Here is a 16,649-nt window from a genome sequence, read left to right as displayed (position 1 = left end):
ACCCCCCCCTCCCCCCTGTGCTTCCCCCCCCCCCCCCCCCCCCCCCCCCCCCCCCCGCTCCCCCCCCCCCCCCCCCCCCCCCCGCGGCGACGGTTTGCCGAGATTCCGGCTCCGGCGCGAGGACCTGCTGTCGAACGGCGCTGTCAGTGGCGCGCGGTAGCTTCGGGATTGTTCGAGATCACGGGGTGAGAGGGGTGAATTCGTGGGTGTCAGGCATGCGTTGAGCGTCGTCCTGGTCGACGTCAACGACGAGGTGGTGACGGCCTGGCGGTCCGCGTTCGCGGACACGCCGGAGGTCGAGATCAGGCGAGGTTCCCTTCTCGATGTGGACGCCGACGCCTGGGTTTCCCCCACCAATGAGCGTGGCCGGATGGACGGGGGGGTCGACGTCGTCGTCAAGCGGCACCTCGGTGCGGGCATCCAGGTGCGGGTGCAGCGGGCGATCCGCGACCGGTTCGGCGGACGGCTGCCGGTGGGCAGCGCGGTGTGCGTCCCGTCCGGGGCGGACGTACCCCGGTACCTGATCTCGACGCCCACCATGCGCCAGTCGTCGCAGAACGTCAGCGACACGATGAACGTGGCCCTGGCCTGCGCGGCCGCCTTCCAGGCGGTGCATCTACAGAACCGGGCGAAGCCGGGCAGCATCCGGTCGGTGGCCCTCGTCGGGATGGGCGCGCAGACCGGGCAGGTGCCCGCGAAGGTGTGCGCCAACCTGATGTGGACGGGATACACCCTCTTCCACGACCACGGTTTCGCGGACTACGACGAGTTGCGGGCCGCCGTACTGGGGCAGCTCGACGACATCGAGGGAGCGGGGTCCGTACGGCGGGTCCGGATCAACGTGCCGCAGCGGCCTTCCTTTCGTCACTGACCCGAAGACCTCCCAGGCCGGCGCCGCCCAGGGCGCGGACACCGGCGACGACCCTGCCGCATCTGTTCAGCATGCCGGGGCGCCCGTGGAGGCGTCCGGTTCGAGTATCGGGAGTTCCACCCTCGTGAGTGATGTCGACGTGACGGCCGCGGGCGATGCCGGTTCCCCGGCCGGGGATCCGCTGGGACTGGCCGGCCTGTTCACCGGTGGCGGCGAGCCGTGGCTGCCGCTGCTCGGACCGGTGATCGAGGCGCAGCCGGGAGCCTCCGACTTCATCGGCCCGAAGCGCAGCCCGGAGGTCGTTCCGGTGCGCGAGCTGACGTTCCAGGCGTTGAAGCCGCATCCGCCGGAGAAGTGGAAGGTGGTCGTCTTCGGACAGAACCCCTATCCGCGGGCGGAGAGCGCGACCGGCATCGCGATGTTCGACAACACCTTCAACGACTGGAAGGACAGCCAGTTCGGCCGGGTCGTCAGCATCCGCTGCCTCATCAAGGCGGCCGCGATGTGGAAGTACGGCATCGTCAAGAAGACCCCGATCGCCGACGTCCGCGCCCTGCTGAAGAAGGAGGACACGGTTCAGCCGCCCGAGTGGTTCCAGGCGATGCTCACCCAGGGTGTGCTGCTGCTGAACGCGTCCCTCACGGCGAGCGCGGACGGGGTGATGGCGACCGATCGGCACACGTCGTTCTGGCGCCCTGTGGCCGAGCAGATCGTCGAGGAGATCCTCCGGGCGAAGCAGGACGCGGTGGAGGAGGACGACCGGGGGGTGGTGTTCGCCTGGTGGGGCGCGCACGCCCGGAGTCTGAAAAGGGTCGTCCAGCGGCTGGAGAAGAAGTACCCGGGGGTGCAGGTCCGTCACCTGGACCACGCCAATCCGGCCGCGCAGGGGGATCTGTTCTGCGAGGGCGACCACTTCGCCCAGGTGAACGACGCCCTGGCGGCGGTGGGGGCCGAGCCGGTCGACTGGCTGCCGCGGAAGGGCTGGGACCAGGGGACGGGCGGGGCCGGCGGGCCGGAGGACGGTGGTGTCGCGCAGCGGATGGGGGCGTTCATCGCGTCCACGATGGAGTTGCACCAGCTATATCTGGAGCGGCTCACCAGCGTCAAGGACGAGGGCCTCGTCCTGCCGCCCGTCACCGGGGTGTTCGACACGCCGCTGATGGACTTCCGGAAGGCCGTCGAGCCGGTTTCGCGGGTGCTCGCGCACCTGGATCGGCATATCGATCTGTCGAGCCGTTTCGGGGAGACGAAGGCCGCGGAGGCGGCGTCCGCGGGCGCACTGTCCGGGGAGGCCGTGAGCGCCTTGTCGGCCGACGCGATCTCGGCCCTCTACCTGTACACGTGCGAGTCGGGCTTCTACCGCGAGATCAACGCCGTGCTGCGCTCGTCGGACCGCGAGCGCGTGGTGCCGTACCTGCCGTACCTGCGGTTGCTGTTCTCGGCGATGGAGGCGTTGCCGGCGCAGACGCGGCCGCTGTGGCGTGGTGTGGCGCTGGATCTGCGGTCCCAGTACCCGCTGGGGCGGACGGTGACGTGGTGGGGCGTGTCGTCGTGCACGTCCGAGCTGGGTGTGGCCCGCGCGTTCCTCGGCGGGCGTGGCCGGCGGACGCTGTTCGAGGTGACGCCCGCGCGGGCGGTGGGGATCCGGCGGTTCTCCGCGTTCACGGGTGAGGAGGAGTACATCCTCGCGCCGGGGACGCAGCTGAAGGTGACGGAGGTGAAGGCCGAGCGTGGGGGTCTGTGCACCGTGCGGCTGACCGAGCTGGAGGGGGCCGGCCTGGTGTCGTGACGTCCGGGCCGGGCATACGAGCGCCCCGTGACGGGCCTGAGCCGTGCCGTGGAAGAGGACTGGAAAAGCCGTACCTCGCCTTTCACTCTGACCTGGACGGAGCTCGAAGTGCCGCGCAACGGCTGACCATCTCCCGGAGGTTGTTCGGGTCCCGCCCCTGGCTCTGCCCGACGCTGACCAGCCGCCGTAGCTTCACCACCGCCGGTTCAGCGGCGGCGGCCGAAGGGCCACCAGCTCCGACGTGTCCGGCGGAGGGGCGGGACGGCCGGTCGTGGTGGTGCAGGCGGCCGCGGCGGCAGAGGCGGGTGTGCCGGGGGCTTCGGCTTTCGCCCGGGTGGAATCCCGGCGCCGGATGCGGGACTACGTCCGTGGGCTCCTTGGTCCGGTGGGCCGCAAGAACGGCTGGCAGCTCGCCGAATACGCCGGCCACGCTACCCCCGACGGGCTGTCCTGCAACCGGGGCCCTGCCCGCTGCAGTCCAACGCCCACGACCACCCCGGCCACCATCCGCGTCTGGCCCTGCTCTCTCCCGACTCCCGGGCACACCCACGGTCACACCGTCTACGAGGTCAGGAGCAGTACCGGCCACCTTCTGGTCTGGGGCGACATGGTGCACGTGCCCTCCTTGCAGTTCGAGGAGCCGAACGTGTCGTGGGAACTCGACGGTGACCAGCCGCAGGCCCGCACGGCGCGCAACGCCCTCCTTGAGCAACTGAGCACACCGGGCCGCTTTGTCGCCGGCGCCCACCTTGACTCGCCCGGCGTGGGTCGCGTGACACACAACGGCGACGGCTACGCGCTGGAGTACCTCGCACCGTCGATCTCCTGACGATCACAGCATGCGCCGCCTGGGCAGCCGCCAGCTGGCTTTGTTCCCGAGAGCCGGTTCTCGTGAACAAAGCCAGCCAGCCGAACCCGTTGACCGCGTCGCGTCCCGGTTGTGGTGCTCGGAGCGTGACCGCTTCTGAGCCGCATTCGAAGTCCCGCGTCTGTATGGCCGCCGCGGCCGTCAGCCTGTCGTGGGCAGCGGCGACCTCTCGCCCTCGATGTCACAGGCTGCCCGGGCGGACCAGGCCGGTTCTCTTGACGCTGGTCAGGATGGGGGTGATCTCGGCAGTGGAGATGTGGGCGAGGGCGCCGATGGTGTCGCTCGCGAAGTGGTAGAGCGCGTCGAGGTCGGCTGCCGCGACGGCCACGAGGAGGTTGGCGGGGCCGGTGGTGGCGGCGGCGAAGCGGACCCGAGGGTGGCGGCTGAGCTGCTGGCCGGTCTCCTCCAGGCCGCCGGGTGCGACGGTGATCCACAGCAGAGCCTCGGTGCGGATGCCGAGCCGGGCCAGGTCGACCTCGGTGGCAAGCCGCAGGACCTGGCCGCCGACGAGCGTCTCCAGTCGCCGACGGGCGGTGAGGGCAGTGGTGTCGGCCTGCTGGGCGAGGTCGGTGTAGGAGGCGCGGCCGTCATCGATCAGCGCGGTGATCAGATGGCGGTCAAGGGGCTGGAGAGCGGGGCGTGCGGGCGCCGAGGGCAGGTCTGGGCGAAGACCTGCCAGTTCACGTTCCGCCAGCAGGCCGCCGCTCCAGTCGAATGCGGCGGGGAAGGTCCGCAGCAGGATGTGGGAGGTCCACGACAGGACCGCGGGGGTGGCGGGAAGGTCACGCAGTAGCAGGTTGTTGCGGGCGTCGGGCCCGTCCAGGTGCAGGATCGCGTTGATTTCGTCGCCGCCGCCGAGGACGTCGACCCAGATGGCGTCGGGGCGGCGGGCGAGGGTGGCGGCGATGGTGCTGATCCGGTTGGGCTTGCAGCGGATGCGCAGGGCCAGCGGGATCAGGTCGGGGAAGTGGACGGGGTTGCGTACGGCTGTGGCCCGCAGGGTCCCGTCACCGAACAGAGGGGAAGCGCGGCGTACGACGGTGCGCTCCGAGATGTCGAGGACGCGGCTGATGGTGCGCCAGGAGGCGCGCGGGGCGGCCAGCAGCGCGGCGGCGATCCGACGATCCGTCTGATCCAGCTGATGGCGTAGTTTCTCCATGAATTGAGATCCTATGACGCACTTTCTCGATTCGGGCAGACACTTCTGGCTCACACTGTCGCTCCGGCATAAAAACGTCTCCGACAGCCGAGACGAAAGAGAGCAGGTGAGCCTGATGACCGGAAGCGAGTACACGGTCGTGGACACCGACCGGGGCACAGTCGGGGGAATCGTGGAGGGCGCGGCGGTCTCCTTCCGTGGCATCCCGTACGCGGCGTCGCCGGTGGGCGCGCTGCGGTTCGCGCCGCCGCAGCCCCATCCGGGCTGGACGCAGGTGCGGGATGCGGCACAGGCCGGTCCGTCCGTGCCGCAGGCGGCTTCGCGTCTGGAGCGGGTGCAGGGGCAGCGGGTGCCGGACTGGGACGAGGACGGCAGCCTGACCGTCAACGTCTTCAGCCCACGCCGCGTGCTCCAGGCCGGGGCGGTTCGTCCGGTGCTGGTGTGGTGGCACGGTGGCGGCTTCACCAGCGGCTCCGGCGGCTGGGACTGGTACGACGGCGGCCATCTGGCCGCTCTGGGCGACATCGTGGTAGTCACCGCCAACTACCGGGTGGGGCCGCTGGGTTACCTCTACCTGCCGGAGATCGGCGCGGCCAACCTCGGGTTCCAGGACCAGGCCGCCGTGCTGCGCTGGGTCCAGGACAACATCGCCTCCTTCGGCGGAGACCCGCGGCGGGTGACGGTCGGCGGGCAGTCCGCCGGGGCCTACTCCTCCCTGATGCTTGCCCTGGACCCGGACACCAACGGATCCGTCTCCCGCGTGCTGCTGCAGAGCGGCCCCTTCGGCCTGGCCCCGCAGGATGCGCAGCAGGCCGCCGAGAACGCCGATGCCTATCTGCGTCTGCTGGGCATCCCAGCCGGCGCGGACCGTGCAACGGCGCTGCGCGCCCTGCCGGCCGGGCAACTGCTGGATGCCTACGGCCGCCTGTCCGCCCAGCTTGCCGCGCCGGGCAACGCGGCCCCGCCGATGTACCCGGTCCTCGGCGCCCCCGGCATGCTCCGCACCCCGCAGCAGGCGCTCGCGGACGGCGCCCTGGAGGGCAAGCCACTGCTGATCGGCACCACCCGCTACGAGGCGACCGCCTTCTGTGCCTTCGATCCCCGCATCCAGAACCTCACTACCGCGACCGCCCTGGACATCCTCACCGCGCAGCTCGGCCGGCAGGCCGCCCAGGACAGCTATCAGCAGCACGCCGAACGCCGCCCGCAGGCCACACCCGCGGCGATCTTCACCGCCATACAGACCGACGGCCTCTTCCGCGACGGCTCGCTGCAGATCGCCGACCACCACGCGGCAGGCGGGAACACCACCTACGTCTACCAGTTCGACTACGCACCCGCCGAGGACCCGCACCACCTCGGCGCCACCCACTGCGCCGAGCTCCCTTTCCTCTTCGCAACCTTCGACGCCTTCCCCCACAGTCCCGTCCTCGCCGGAGCCGGTAACACCCGGCGGGCCCTGGGCCGCGAATTCGCGACCACTCTCGCCGAGTTCGTCACCTCTGCAACAGTCGGCGGCTGGCTGCCCTACGTTCCCGCCACCAGCGCCCGCATCCGCCACTTCGGCTGAGACAAGGAGAACGACATGCCGCACATGTTCCGCACGCCGGCCATGCCGCACTGGGCCCAGTTCTGCACCCTGATGGCCACCATCTACGTCTCGGACCGGCTGTACTCCTTGACCGTCGCCGATCAGTTCGCGCACTGGAACCAGTGGATGCGTCCGCTCCCCTTCGCCCTCGCCTCGATCGCGCTTGCCGTCTTCGTAGTGATGCCGGGCGCCGCCCGCCTCTGGACAGCCCGGTACACAGCCGCCGCCGCTGACAGCCACCCGATGGCTGGTCGCTGAACACCCTCGGGGATCTCGGCGTTCACGCCACCGCCCGTGCACACCGGGGCGGCCCGGCCAGTCCACTGTGTTTCAACTGGCCCTGTTCTCTTGCGACAGACGCCCCGTGGGATCGGTCTGCCTCCGCCAGGCAGCGGAGGCAGACCCCGTCTGCTGCCGCTACGAAAGGCCCCTGATGGCCATGCCGCGCACCCGCTCGTTCATGCAGGTCGACGTGTTCTCCGCCCTTCCCTATCGCGGTAACCCGGTCGCGGTCGTCCTGGACGGCACGGACGACCTGGCCGACCAGGACATGCAGCGCCTGGCGCGCTGGACGAACCTGTCCGAGACCACGTTCGTGCTGCCCCCACCGCCCCGGAGGCGGACTACCGGCTGCGGATCTTCACGCCCCAGAGCGAGCTGCCGTTCGCCGGGCACCCCACCCTCGGCTCCGCGCGCGCCTGGCTGGAGGGCGGCGGCATCCCCCGGCACGCCGACCGGATCGTGCAGGAATGCGCCGCCGACCTGGTCACCGTCCGCCGCCGCAAGAACATTCTGTCCTTCGCCGCCCCGCCCCGGATCCGCGACGGCGTGCTCGACGACGCTTACCTGGATCAGATCGTCGCCGCGTTCGGCATCACGCGCGAGCAGGTCCTGGCCCACCAGTGGGTGGACAACGGGCCCGGCTGGACAGTGATCCAGTTGGCCACCGCGAGGGAGGTCCTCGCGCTCGAACCCGACTTGTCCCTCATCCCGGCCGCGATGGTCGGTGCGATCGGGGCCCACCCCGAGGGATCCGAGCACCATTTCGAGATGCGCACCTTCGCCCCCGGCGCCGACGTTCCTGAGGACCCCGCGTGCGGCAGCATGAACGCCGCCGTCGGCCAGTGGCTCACCAGCACCGGCGCCGCACCCACCACCTACCGGGTCTCCCAGGGCACACGGCTGCAACGGGCCGCCAGCATCGAGATCACCGCGGAGGCGGACGGCACCGTCTGGGTCAGTGGCGCCGCCACCGTCTGTATCCGGGGCTCCATCACTGTGTGAAGGCCCAACCGCCCAAGCCCCGCGGCGCTCACCAGTCCCCGGCGACAGGCGACTGCGACAGTGCGCCGACCTGGGCAGGGCGGGGCTGTCATGCGGTGTCGAGCGTCTTCATGATGACGAAGCTGTTGACCGTGCCCACCCCGGGCAGGGCGGCCAGCTGGTTGGCGTGGAAGTCCTCATAGGCCGGAAGGTCGGCCACCTCCACCTGGAGCAGGTAGTCGAAGTTGCCGGTGATGTGGTGACAGGCGGTCACCTCGGACAGCTCCATCACCTCCTGTTCGAAGGCGACCACGTTCGCGCGGGTGTGCCGCATCAGCCGCACACCCGCGAACACCCGCAGGCCCCGGCCGACCGCTGCCGGGTCGATGAGCGCCCGGTAGCCGCGGATGACCCCGGCTTCCTCGAGCTGGCGTACGCGCCGCAAGCAGGGGGAGGGCGACAGCCCGACCCGGGCAGCGAGCTCATTGTTGCTGATACGGCCCTGCCGTTCGAGCACGGCCAGGATCGACCGGTCCACTTCATCCATGACAGCAGAATATTGCTAGTGATGGCTCTCTAACACAAAGAGATGCCGGATGGCGGCGCAATCTATTGCCAAGATTGCCGTCGGCCAGGTCATGCCAGGGCCACCGGCAGCCATGCTGGATACAGAGACATAGCGTCGAATTCCGGAAGGGTTGGCCATGCCGGGCAAGAGCACCGTCACCGTTCACACTGACCGTGAGACCCACCCCAGCCGCGCCGTGGCGCCGCCCATCTACCAGACGGCCGCGTTCTCGGCCGAGGACGCGCACACGTTCGCCGCAGGCGCCGTCGAACCGCGGGGCAAGGACTTCTACACCCGCTTCGGCAACCCGAACCATGCCCAGGTCGCCGCCGTCGTCGCCGAACTCGAGAACACCGAGGCGGCGATGGTCACCGCGTCCGGCATGGCAGCGATCACCACGGCCGTGCTCGCCCTGGTGTCCGCCGGCGACCACGTCATCGGACAGAAGTCCACCTACGGGGGCACCGCTTCGGTGCTGCTGAACCTGCTGCCACGCCTGGGCGTGTCCACCACGCTGGTGGACCAGAGGGACCCCAAGGCATTCGAGAAAGCCCTCACCCCCAAGACCCGCCTGATCCTGGTGGAAACCCCGAGCAACCCGCTGCTGCACATCACCGACCTGCGCGCCGTCACCGACCTGGCCCGCGCGCACAACGTGCTGACCCTGGCGGACAACACCTTCGCCACGCCTCTGAACCAGCGGCCCGCAGACTTCGGCATCGACGTGGTCTGGCACAGCGCGACCAAGTACCTCAACGGTCACTCCGACGTCTCCGCCGGAGTGCTGGCCGGACCGGCGAAGATCCTGGACCGCATCTGGGACACCAGCCTGCTCACCGGCGCCACCCTCGGCCCGATCGACGCCTGGCTGCTGCTGCTGCGCGGCATACGCACCCTGCCGCTGCGCGTGCCGCGACACAACGACAACGGCCTGGCACTCGCGGAGGCGCTGAGCACGCACCCGGCCGTGACGCAGGTGCACTACCCCGGCCTGCCCACCCACCCTCAACACAAGCTCGCCCTCGCCCAGATGAACGGATTCGGCGGAGTGCTCAGCGTCGAATTCACCGGCGGATTCGACATGGCCGACGCCTTCCTGGGACACCTGCGCTACCCCCGCCGCTCGGCCAGCCTCGGCGGCGTGGAATCACTCGCCGTGCACCCGGCGTCCATGTGGGCCGGAATGCTCAGCGACGAACAGCTCACCGAAGCCGTTCCCCCGGGCCTGGTCCGGCTGGCGGCCGGCACAGAAGACACCGCCGACCTGGTCGCCGACGCCCTCGCCGCGGCCGACGCCGTACTCGCCCAAGCCGCAACCACCTGAACGGCTGCCGTGCGAGGCAGCGCCCGCGCCAATGCCCGCCCACCCCCACTGCAACCTGCCCGTGAACCACCCAGAAGTGAAGGAGCCCCCCATGAAGATCCTGCTTTCCGGCGGCACCGTGGTCAGCATGGACCCGGCCGTCGGCGACCTCGACCGCGGGGACGTACTGATCGAAGACGGCGTCATCGCCGCGGTGGCCGAGCGCATCGACGCGCCGGACGCCGAAGTGATCGACGCGAGCGACCGGATCGTCATGCCCGGCTTCGTCGACAACCACCGCCACGCCTGGCAGACCGCTTTCCGCGGCATCGGCGCCGACTGGACCTTCCCCCAGTGGGCCGCAGCCATGCACGCCACGGTCAAACCCCACTACACGCCCGACGACGTCTACGCGGGCACGCTCCTCGGCCGGCTGGAGGCCCTGCACTCCGGCGTGACCACGATGCTGGACTGGTACCACGTCGCGCAGGGGCACGAGCACGAAGACGCCGCCATCGCCGCACTACGCGACACGCCGGGACGGTCGATCTTCTGCCTCGGCGCTGGATGGGGCAGCCCCGACCCCGTCGACGACGACATCCGCCGCGTCCGCTCCGGCATCACCGAAGACGGCCTGGTCACCATGGCGCTCGGGCTGCGCGGCCCCGAGGCCACCAGCATCGACACCGTCGCTCGTGAGCTGAAGCTGGCGGACGAACTCGGCCTGCGCACCAGCCTGCACATCGAAGCCGGCGGCACGATCACCGCGTTGCGCGAGCACGGCCTGCTCCAGGCAACCACCACGGCCGTGCACGCCAACGGGATCAGCGACGAGGAACTGCGGATGCTCGCCGACGCCGGCGCCTCGATCTCGATCAGCCCGGACGTCGAGCTGAAGATGGGCTTCGGATCGCCCATGACCGGCCGCGCACTCGCCGCCGGCCTGCGCCCGACCCTGTCGATCGACGACGTCCCCTCGGTCGGCGGCGACATGTTCTCCACCATGCGCACCGCCTTCGCCGTACAGCGCGGCCTGGACGGCAGCCTGCGCTCCCGCGACCTGCTGGACTTCGCCACCATCGACGCCGCCGCCTCCTGCGGACTCGCCGACCGCACCGGCAGCATCACCCCCGGCAAGGACGCCGACATCATCCTGCTGCGCACCGACGACCTGACCGTCTTCCCGGTCACCGACCCGGCCGGCACCATCGTCAGCGCCGGCCACCCCGGCCTCGTCGACACCGTCCTGGTCGTCGGCCGCGTGGTCAAGCGCGACGGCGTACTGGTAGACGTCGACCTGCCGGCGCTCAGGACCCGCCTGCTCGCATCACGCGACCGGATCGCCGCAGCCGCCGGCGTCCCGCTGGACGGCACCTGGAACCCCCTGCCGTAATCGGAGCAGGAGCAGCCGGGGTACGGAGCCGGTGGAGTTGAACAGAAGAACTTGACAGGGAACAGTGTTCCTCGGTGAACATTCGCAGCTCGGGCCTGCCTTGGCGGGGTTACCAGGCCCCCCAGGCACCGACGGCCAGGACGAAAGCGCCGACCTTGAGCGGGCCGAGGAGGCTGGGATGGTCGGACCGGATGCGTACGGTGAAGCCGTGCCCGTCGGCGAGCCGGAGGACCGGCCGCTTCTCGCCGTCTTGTTCAGCAGCGGTGATGCGGCCGTAGACGGCTACCGGGTGCCGGGGCCTCGCCCCGGTGGTCAGACGCGCGTACAGCCGGGCCTGATCGCCGGACGTGGGGCCGTGGCAGAACTCGCCCCAGCCCACCGCCTTGGTCTCTCCGGGGCGGCGCACCTTGAACTGGGTGACCACGTCGGCGTCGTACTCGTGCTTCTGCAGGAAACGGGCGATGACGACCGCACTGCTGGCGCCGGGACCACAGGTGCGCGACGACCGCCTGGTCCCCGGGCAGCAGCACCCAGATGGGCACCGGCACCGGCTCGGTGGTGGAGGACGTCGTCATGCCTCCCACCGTACGGACGGACACCGATACCCGGCCCGACCTGCGCGGGCTCCGAAATCCGTCCACAGGTGATCCGTGGCCTCCTGGTGGCATGAGCGATCACGAGCAGCGGCAGCCGACCCCGCGCCGCGGCAAGGTAGCGGCAAGGTACTGGAGGCCCTCGCGCGGGCGGAGCGGAAGGTGTTCACCCGGCCCGCGCCGAAATCCGCAAAGGCTCAGGTGAAATTCCTTCTCACGCGCACGAAGGACTCAGCGCGGAACCTGGCGGAGCGCCTGGGCGTCTCGACCCGGACGGTGGAGCGCTACCGCGCCGGGAAGCTGACGAAGCCGCAGAAGCGGCTCCAGGCCGCGCTGGTGGAGGCGACCGAATCCGAGTGGCAACCGCAGGTCAGGGCACAGGCGCGGGAGCAGGCGGCGACCTCCGGCGGGATGATGGTGACTGTGGTCGCCTACTTCGGGTTCACCGCCTCCGGGTCCTCCGACGACGGCCGCATACGACACATCACCACCCCGATCTCACCCACCTACGCCGCCCAGATCTTCCAGCTCCAGGAGGACGGTGCGACGGAGGAAGATCTGCATCCGGTCGTCGCGGAGGCCATCACCGAGTCGTATTTCACGGATTGGGGCACCATATGTGATGTGCTGGTAGCGCATTTCACGCATGTCCAGTCGATAGATTTCGAGTTCTGACACGGCCGAATTCCGGGCCTGCTATAAAACGTTTCATGAGCCGAAGCGCGATAGTTGACACAAAGCCACGCTTGTTGTCACTGAGACGGCGACTTCGAGGGAGGCGTCGGCCTGTGCTGCGGCGAGAGCCCGGACTGCGTAGCCAGTGACGTTGCATGAATCGCGTGACGGTGTGGCGCTTGGTGGGACAGCCCGCGTTGTCCAGCGGGTGCGAGACCGGCCGTGGAAGGGGTCGCTGACCGAGCGGAACGCCAGTCGTATAGAGGAGCCTGACGGGCCGGTAGGCCCATAGATCATCGTGGCCGCAGCCCTAGGCCCTGACGCTATCGTTTTCTGCTGGCCACGGACTGAGCAGTTCGACCGAAGCGTTGGCGACACCAAACTGTGGCAACTGGGGGGAATGGGCATGGGGGACAGCGGGATAACGGAAGTGCGCCGGGAGCATGCGTGGGCCGAGCGGCTGACGGAAGGAGTGACCGTCGCCGTGGTGTTGGGCCTCTCGTTCTACCTGCTGGTTGGCCCGGCAGTGGTCTTCGGTACGACTGCCTGGCATCTGGTCACCGACACCACCGCGTTCAGCCGGTTCTTGGCGCCGGTGATCTTCCTCGCCCTCGTGGCGTTGCCGCTCATCCTGGCCCGCGTGGTGTTCCGCTCGGGCCGGCGCAAGGGTAAGAAGCGACTGACGGCGGCGGTCCCGGCGGTGCTGACACCGCTCGGCGGATCCGTCGTGCCCTTTGCCGCTCTGTGTCTGATCTTCGTGTACGCGGACTGACCTCCGGCTACGGCGGTCCGTCCGACGTTCACAAAGACGGGTGCGTTGTCACCAGAGAGCGCAGCGCTCCACCTCGGTGAAGGGATGACCTGCCATGCTTCCGGAGGAGTGGTGCCAAGTGCCTTGCTTCGCCGTGGCAACTGCGGTGCCTCATTTATGGAAGATCGCAGGTCGGCGCAACCGGCAGTGACAGCTACCGTGCCTCGGCACATTTCGGCGGGCCGCCGACAGCGCTCTGGCGGCGGCCCGCTCCCGAATCCGCACCACGAATGCGAGACCGAAGAAGACCACGCCCTGGCCGCCCCGGCGCACGGTGCGCCGACCGCTCGTCCCTCGGGTCGCCGCGCCCCGCGAGCCGGTCGACCCCGCCCGCATCGCAGGGTGCGCCGCCGCGCGAAGGGCATGACCGCCGGCGCCGTCGCGGCGGCCATCGAGGCCGCCTGGTTCGACGCGCGGCAGGACTCCCGGCATGAGCACCTGGCCGGCGACGACCGCGGCCGCGCGGAGCTCGCGGAATGGGAGCGCATCGACCAGCTGCTCGCCGCCGCGGCCCCGGGCACCGTCTACGACCCGGACACCGACTACGTCGTCCGGGCCGAGCTCACCGCCGACGCTGCGGCCGCCGCCCGGGAGGCAGAGCTGCGCGAAGCCGCCCGGATCGCGGCCCGTGCCGATGAACTCCAGGCGCTGCGCGAGCTTGGCACGCTGGAGCAGACCGAGCCCCGCCAGGGCGACGAAGCCGTACGCGACGAACTCACCCGCCGCGCGGGCGGGTACGTCCAGGCCGACGTCGACGCCTGGCTCGCGCACGCCCTGGCCGCACATCTCGGGCACTACCGCGACCCGGCCGCCCGCGAAGCCGCCACCAACCTCCTGCCATCGCCCCTGCTCACCCACGCCACGCTGCTCACCGGACTCGCCCGCCTCGCCCCGGGCGCCAGCGTCGACCGGCTGGCGTTCGCGGCCCGGCTCGCCACCACCGAACCCGAGGCCGCCGGTGCCCTCGCCGCGTTCCTCGCCCGCGCCCGGTCCGGACAGTGCTGACCTCACCCTCCGCACCCTCCCAGACCTCCCAGATCCCTGGGGGAGACCTGGGAGGAACCTGGGATACCGGGCCAGGAATGCCCGGAATATCTGGAATGCCTGGGAGGCCGTTTCCCCAGGCAAACGCGCTCCTGGGAGGTGAGCTGGGAGCCTGGGAGGTAAAGGGGAGTCAGGCACTCCTGACCTCTGACACGAGATCTTGACCGTTTGCCAAGTGATCTTGACGGCCAACGAAGCGTGCCTGCCGCATGTAGGCGATTCAGTGCATGGATCCATCCGTGCTTCCGTGCGCCCCGCCGTGTGGCCTCACTGCGCGCCCGTCCTGGGGAAGTGGTGGAGGCAGCGGTGCCGATCGGCCGGGTCGGCCCGGCCGTGCCAGCCCACCCGGTGGGCCGCCCGTAAGCGAGGAGTTGGACATGAGCAATCCATCGGCCCGGGAGGTCGGCGAATGGTACGACCGCTTCGGGGGCCTGTACGGCCTGACCATGGGCGACAGCATGCACCTGGGCATGTGGACCGACGGCGTGCGGACGGAGACGGGGGAGCTGACGGCCGACGAGATGTGGGAGGAACTCACCCGTGCCCAGGACTCCTGGACCGGCACCCTCATCGACGTGGTCGGGCTGCTGCCAGGACAGCGGATGCTGGACGTCGGCTGCGGCACAGGCCGGCCCACCGTGCGGATCGGCACCGAGTCGGGCGCGAGCGTGCTCGGCGTGACGGTCAGCGCCGCGCAGGTCCGGGCCGGCCGCGACCGTGCCTTGAAGGCGGGACTGTCCGACCGCGTCACCTTCCAACAGGCGGACGCCATGGCACTGCCCCAGGAGTCCGAGACCTTCGACGCCGCGTGGGCCATCGAGTCCTTCGCTCACTTCTCCGACCGCCCCGCCGCGATCCGCGAGGTTCGGCGGGTGCTGCGGTCCGGGGGCCGCTTCGTCCTCGCGGACTGCTACGAATCCGTGCCCTTCACACCCGAGGAAGTCCAGCTCTTCCAGGCCGCGTTCGCCCTCTCCCGCCTCCCTGCCGGACCCGAGGACTACTCCCGGATGCTCGGCAAGGCCGGCTTCGCCATCCAAGGCACGCGCGACATGTCCCGGGAGTTCAAGCCCACCTACGAGCTGATCCCGCGCCTGTTCGCCGCAAGGCGCGCCCAGATCGCGGAGCTGGTGGGCACCGACGCGATGGCGCAGCTCGACACTGTCTACCCGCGCATCCTCGCCCTGTGCCGGGACAAGATGGGATACACCATGGTCAACGCCGTGAAGTCCCGCTGACGGCGGCCAGTCCCGCCCCGACTCCCGGGATTCCGCCGCCGCCAGGCCAAAACCACCCGGCACAGCACCCCATCGCCAGCTGCCACCCCGGGCTGGCCGGGCCGTCGCCTGCAGGGAGGAGCGGTTCAGCGTGGAACGGGCCGGTCAAACTAGCCTGGTGTCCCGCCTCAGTTGGTCTGGTCCGTGGACAGTGTTGTGACCTGCGGCGACCAGATCAGTTGAGACGCCGGGGTGCCGGGAATCTCAGGTGTTCTGGTCCCGGGAGTCCAGATGGCGGGTGTTGTCTCAGGTGATCTGGTCCGGCTCCGCCGTTGGGTTTGACCGCTTCCAGGGGCGAGGTAGCCGCTGACCCGGACGCGCCGGCGAGGAGGAATGACCTTCCGGTCACTGTCGTCTGAGAGCGGCCGAGGGTCGGCCTGTGCGCGCTGACGATCCATGCGCAGTGGCGATGGTGGTTGTCACATTCGCGGGCCCGGCGGTGTCTTCATGCCAAACAGGCAAACGTTCGAGGAGAACACCATGGCGCTACGCGTCCCGAAGGCCGAGCTCCCCGCCGAGCTCCGCGAAAACCTGATCAAGCAGCTCGGTTCCGTGCCCGAGCCCAACGAGGTGCTGTGGAACAATCCCGAGCTCGCCGAGGCCAACCAGGAGTTCTCGGCCAAGGTGGGTACCTGGGACGCGGCCGACGCGAGCCTCAAGACGTTCGCGCACATGGCCGTCGCGGCACAGGTCGGCTGCAGTTGGTGCCTCGACATCAACTACTTCGCGGCACTGAACCAGAACCTGGACCTGGCCAAGGCGAGCCAGGTGCCGCGCTGGCGGGAGTCGGAGGTGTTCACGCCGTTGGAGCGGGAGGTGATGGAGTACGCCGAGGCCATGACGAACACGCCGACGACCGTCACCGATGAGCTGTCGGCGAGTCTGCTCGGCCAGCTCGGCCCGGCGGCTCTGGTCGAGCTCACCGTGTTCATCGGCTTCGCCAACCTGGCAGCCAGGTGCAACACGGCGCATGGGATCACCTCGCAGGGCTACTCCGATGCCTGCGAGATCCCGCTGGCTGCGCGTCCTGAGACGTCCGACGTAGCGTCGACGGCATGACCGAGGACCCGTTCGTCGCCTATCGCAGCCTGCTGTTCACGGTCGCCTACGAGATGCTCGGCTCCGCGGCCGACGCGGAGGACGTGCTGCAGGAGTCCTGGCTGCGGTGGGCCGAGGTCGACCAGTCGCGGGTGAGTGACGCGCGGGCGTACCTCGTCAGGACCGTCACGCGGCAGGCGCTCAACCGGCTGCGGACGTTGGCGCGCAGCCGCGAGAACTATGTCGGCGAGTGGCTGCCGGAACCGTTGCTGACCAGCCCTGATGTCGCCGAGGACGTAGAGCTCGCGGAGAGCGTCTCGATCGCGATGCTGACCGTCCTTGAAACGCTCGGGCCGACCGAGCGGGCGGTGTTCGTGCTCCGCGAGGTCTTCGATGTGCCGTACGGCGA

General features: G+C 69.9%; 15 protein-coding genes and 2 pseudogenes. 14 read left to right on the top strand and 3 right to left on the bottom strand.

Going from position 1 to position 16,649, the window contains the following annotated elements:
• The first annotated feature begins 202 nt into the window (after nt 1-202).
• From ACZ7IB_RS45925 to ACZ7IB_RS45915, 3 genes and pseudogenes are all read left to right on the top strand, one after another.
• Nucleotides 203-871: a macro domain-containing protein gene (locus tag ACZ7IB_RS45925; protein WP_470921097.1), complete on the top strand. Its 669-nt coding sequence runs from the start codon at nt 203-205 to the stop codon at nt 869-871.
• A gap of 124 nt (nt 872-995) precedes the next feature.
• Nucleotides 996-2,660, top strand: coding sequence for an ADP-ribosyltransferase domain-containing protein (locus tag ACZ7IB_RS45920; RefSeq protein ID WP_470921096.1), 1,665 nt, complete (start codon nt 996-998; stop codon nt 2,658-2,660).
• A gap of 271 nt (nt 2,661-2,931) precedes the next feature.
• Nucleotides 2,932-3,108, top strand: a pseudogene (locus ACZ7IB_RS45915) (IS701 family transposase); the annotation flags it as partial.
• Between the two features lie 601 nt (nt 3,109-3,709).
• Here ACZ7IB_RS45915 and ACZ7IB_RS45910 read toward each other — a convergent pair.
• A complete protein-coding gene (locus ACZ7IB_RS45910; RefSeq protein WP_470921095.1) occupies nt 3,710-4,687 on the bottom strand; it encodes an Lrp/AsnC family transcriptional regulator in 978 nt (325 codons plus the stop codon).
• Nucleotides 4,688-4,802: 115 nt separating this feature from the next.
• Here ACZ7IB_RS45910 and ACZ7IB_RS45905 point away from each other — a divergent pair, with 115 nt between their 5' ends.
• The 3 genes and pseudogenes from ACZ7IB_RS45905 to ACZ7IB_RS45895 all read left to right on the top strand — a co-directional run bounded on the left by ACZ7IB_RS45905 (nt 4,803) and on the right by ACZ7IB_RS45895 (nt 7,562).
• Nucleotides 4,803-6,257, top strand: a complete 1,455-nt coding sequence (locus ACZ7IB_RS45905) for a carboxylesterase/lipase family protein (protein WP_470921094.1) — start codon at nt 4,803-4,805, stop codon at nt 6,255-6,257.
• Nucleotides 6,258-6,272: 15 nt separating this feature from the next.
• On the top strand, nt 6,273-6,536 hold the full coding sequence (locus ACZ7IB_RS45900; protein ID WP_470921093.1) for a hypothetical protein: 264 nt from the start codon (nt 6,273-6,275) through the stop codon (nt 6,534-6,536).
• A gap of 175 nt (nt 6,537-6,711) precedes the next feature.
• Nucleotides 6,712-7,562: pseudogene (locus ACZ7IB_RS45895) on the top strand (PhzF family phenazine biosynthesis protein).
• An 88-nt stretch (nt 7,563-7,650) separates the two neighbouring features.
• On the opposite strand, the gene ACZ7IB_RS45890 reads toward ACZ7IB_RS45895, so the two are convergent.
• A complete protein-coding gene (locus ACZ7IB_RS45890; RefSeq protein WP_470921092.1) occupies nt 7,651-8,088 on the bottom strand; it encodes an Lrp/AsnC family transcriptional regulator in 438 nt (145 codons plus the stop codon).
• Nucleotides 8,089-8,245: 157 nt separating this feature from the next.
• Here ACZ7IB_RS45890 and ACZ7IB_RS45885 point away from each other — a divergent pair, with 157 nt between their 5' ends.
• Both ACZ7IB_RS45885 and ACZ7IB_RS45880 read left to right on the top strand, forming a co-directional pair.
• Nucleotides 8,246-9,433: a trans-sulfuration enzyme family protein gene (locus ACZ7IB_RS45885; protein ID WP_470921090.1), complete on the top strand. Its 1,188-nt coding sequence runs from the start codon at nt 8,246-8,248 to the stop codon at nt 9,431-9,433.
• Between the two features lie 91 nt (nt 9,434-9,524).
• Complete coding sequence (locus tag ACZ7IB_RS45880) at nt 9,525-10,805, top strand: amidohydrolase family protein (RefSeq protein WP_470921089.1); 1,281 nt, start codon at nt 9,525-9,527, stop codon at nt 10,803-10,805.
• A 109-nt stretch (nt 10,806-10,914) separates the two neighbouring features.
• Here ACZ7IB_RS45880 and ACZ7IB_RS45875 read toward each other — a convergent pair whose 3' ends face one another.
• A complete protein-coding gene (locus ACZ7IB_RS45875) occupies nt 10,915-11,229 on the bottom strand; it encodes a hypothetical protein (RefSeq protein WP_470921088.1) in 315 nt (104 codons plus the stop codon).
• 301 nt (nt 11,230-11,530) lie between these two features.
• Here ACZ7IB_RS45875 and tpg point away from each other — a divergent pair, with 301 nt between their 5' ends.
• The 6 genes from tpg to ACZ7IB_RS45845 all read left to right on the top strand — a co-directional run.
• The gene (gene tpg, locus ACZ7IB_RS45870; protein ID WP_470921103.1) at nt 11,531-12,073 is read left to right on the top strand and encodes a telomere-protecting terminal protein Tpg; all 543 of its coding nucleotides are present in this window, start codon (nt 11,531-11,533) and stop codon (nt 12,071-12,073) included.
• A 406-nt stretch (nt 12,074-12,479) separates the two neighbouring features.
• The gene (locus ACZ7IB_RS45865; protein ID WP_470921087.1) at nt 12,480-12,845 is read left to right on the top strand and encodes a hypothetical protein; all 366 of its coding nucleotides are present in this window, start codon (nt 12,480-12,482) and stop codon (nt 12,843-12,845) included.
• 381 nt (nt 12,846-13,226) lie between these two features.
• Complete coding sequence (locus ACZ7IB_RS45860) at nt 13,227-13,889, top strand: hypothetical protein (RefSeq protein ID WP_470921086.1); 663 nt, start codon at nt 13,227-13,229, stop codon at nt 13,887-13,889.
• 416 nt (nt 13,890-14,305) lie between these two features.
• Nucleotides 14,306-15,163, top strand: a complete 858-nt coding sequence (locus tag ACZ7IB_RS45855) for an SAM-dependent methyltransferase (RefSeq protein ID WP_470921085.1) — start codon at nt 14,306-14,308, stop codon at nt 15,161-15,163.
• Nucleotides 15,164-15,682: 519 nt separating this feature from the next.
• Nucleotides 15,683-16,261 (top strand): carboxymuconolactone decarboxylase family protein, encoded by a 579-nt coding sequence (locus ACZ7IB_RS45850; RefSeq protein ID WP_470921084.1) that lies wholly within the window; start codon nt 15,683-15,685, stop codon nt 16,259-16,261.
• Nucleotides 16,258-16,649, top strand: a 392-nt coding sequence (locus ACZ7IB_RS45845) for a sigma-70 family RNA polymerase sigma factor (protein ID WP_470921083.1), incomplete at its 3' end; no start/stop codon positions are given. The genes ACZ7IB_RS45850 and ACZ7IB_RS45845, both read left to right, overlap by 4 nt.

This window comes from Streptomyces sp. NPDC037301 (assembly GCF_055602785.1).
The sequence above is the reverse complement of the archived record's forward strand: the minus strand, read 5'-3'. Positions and strand labels throughout refer to the sequence as shown.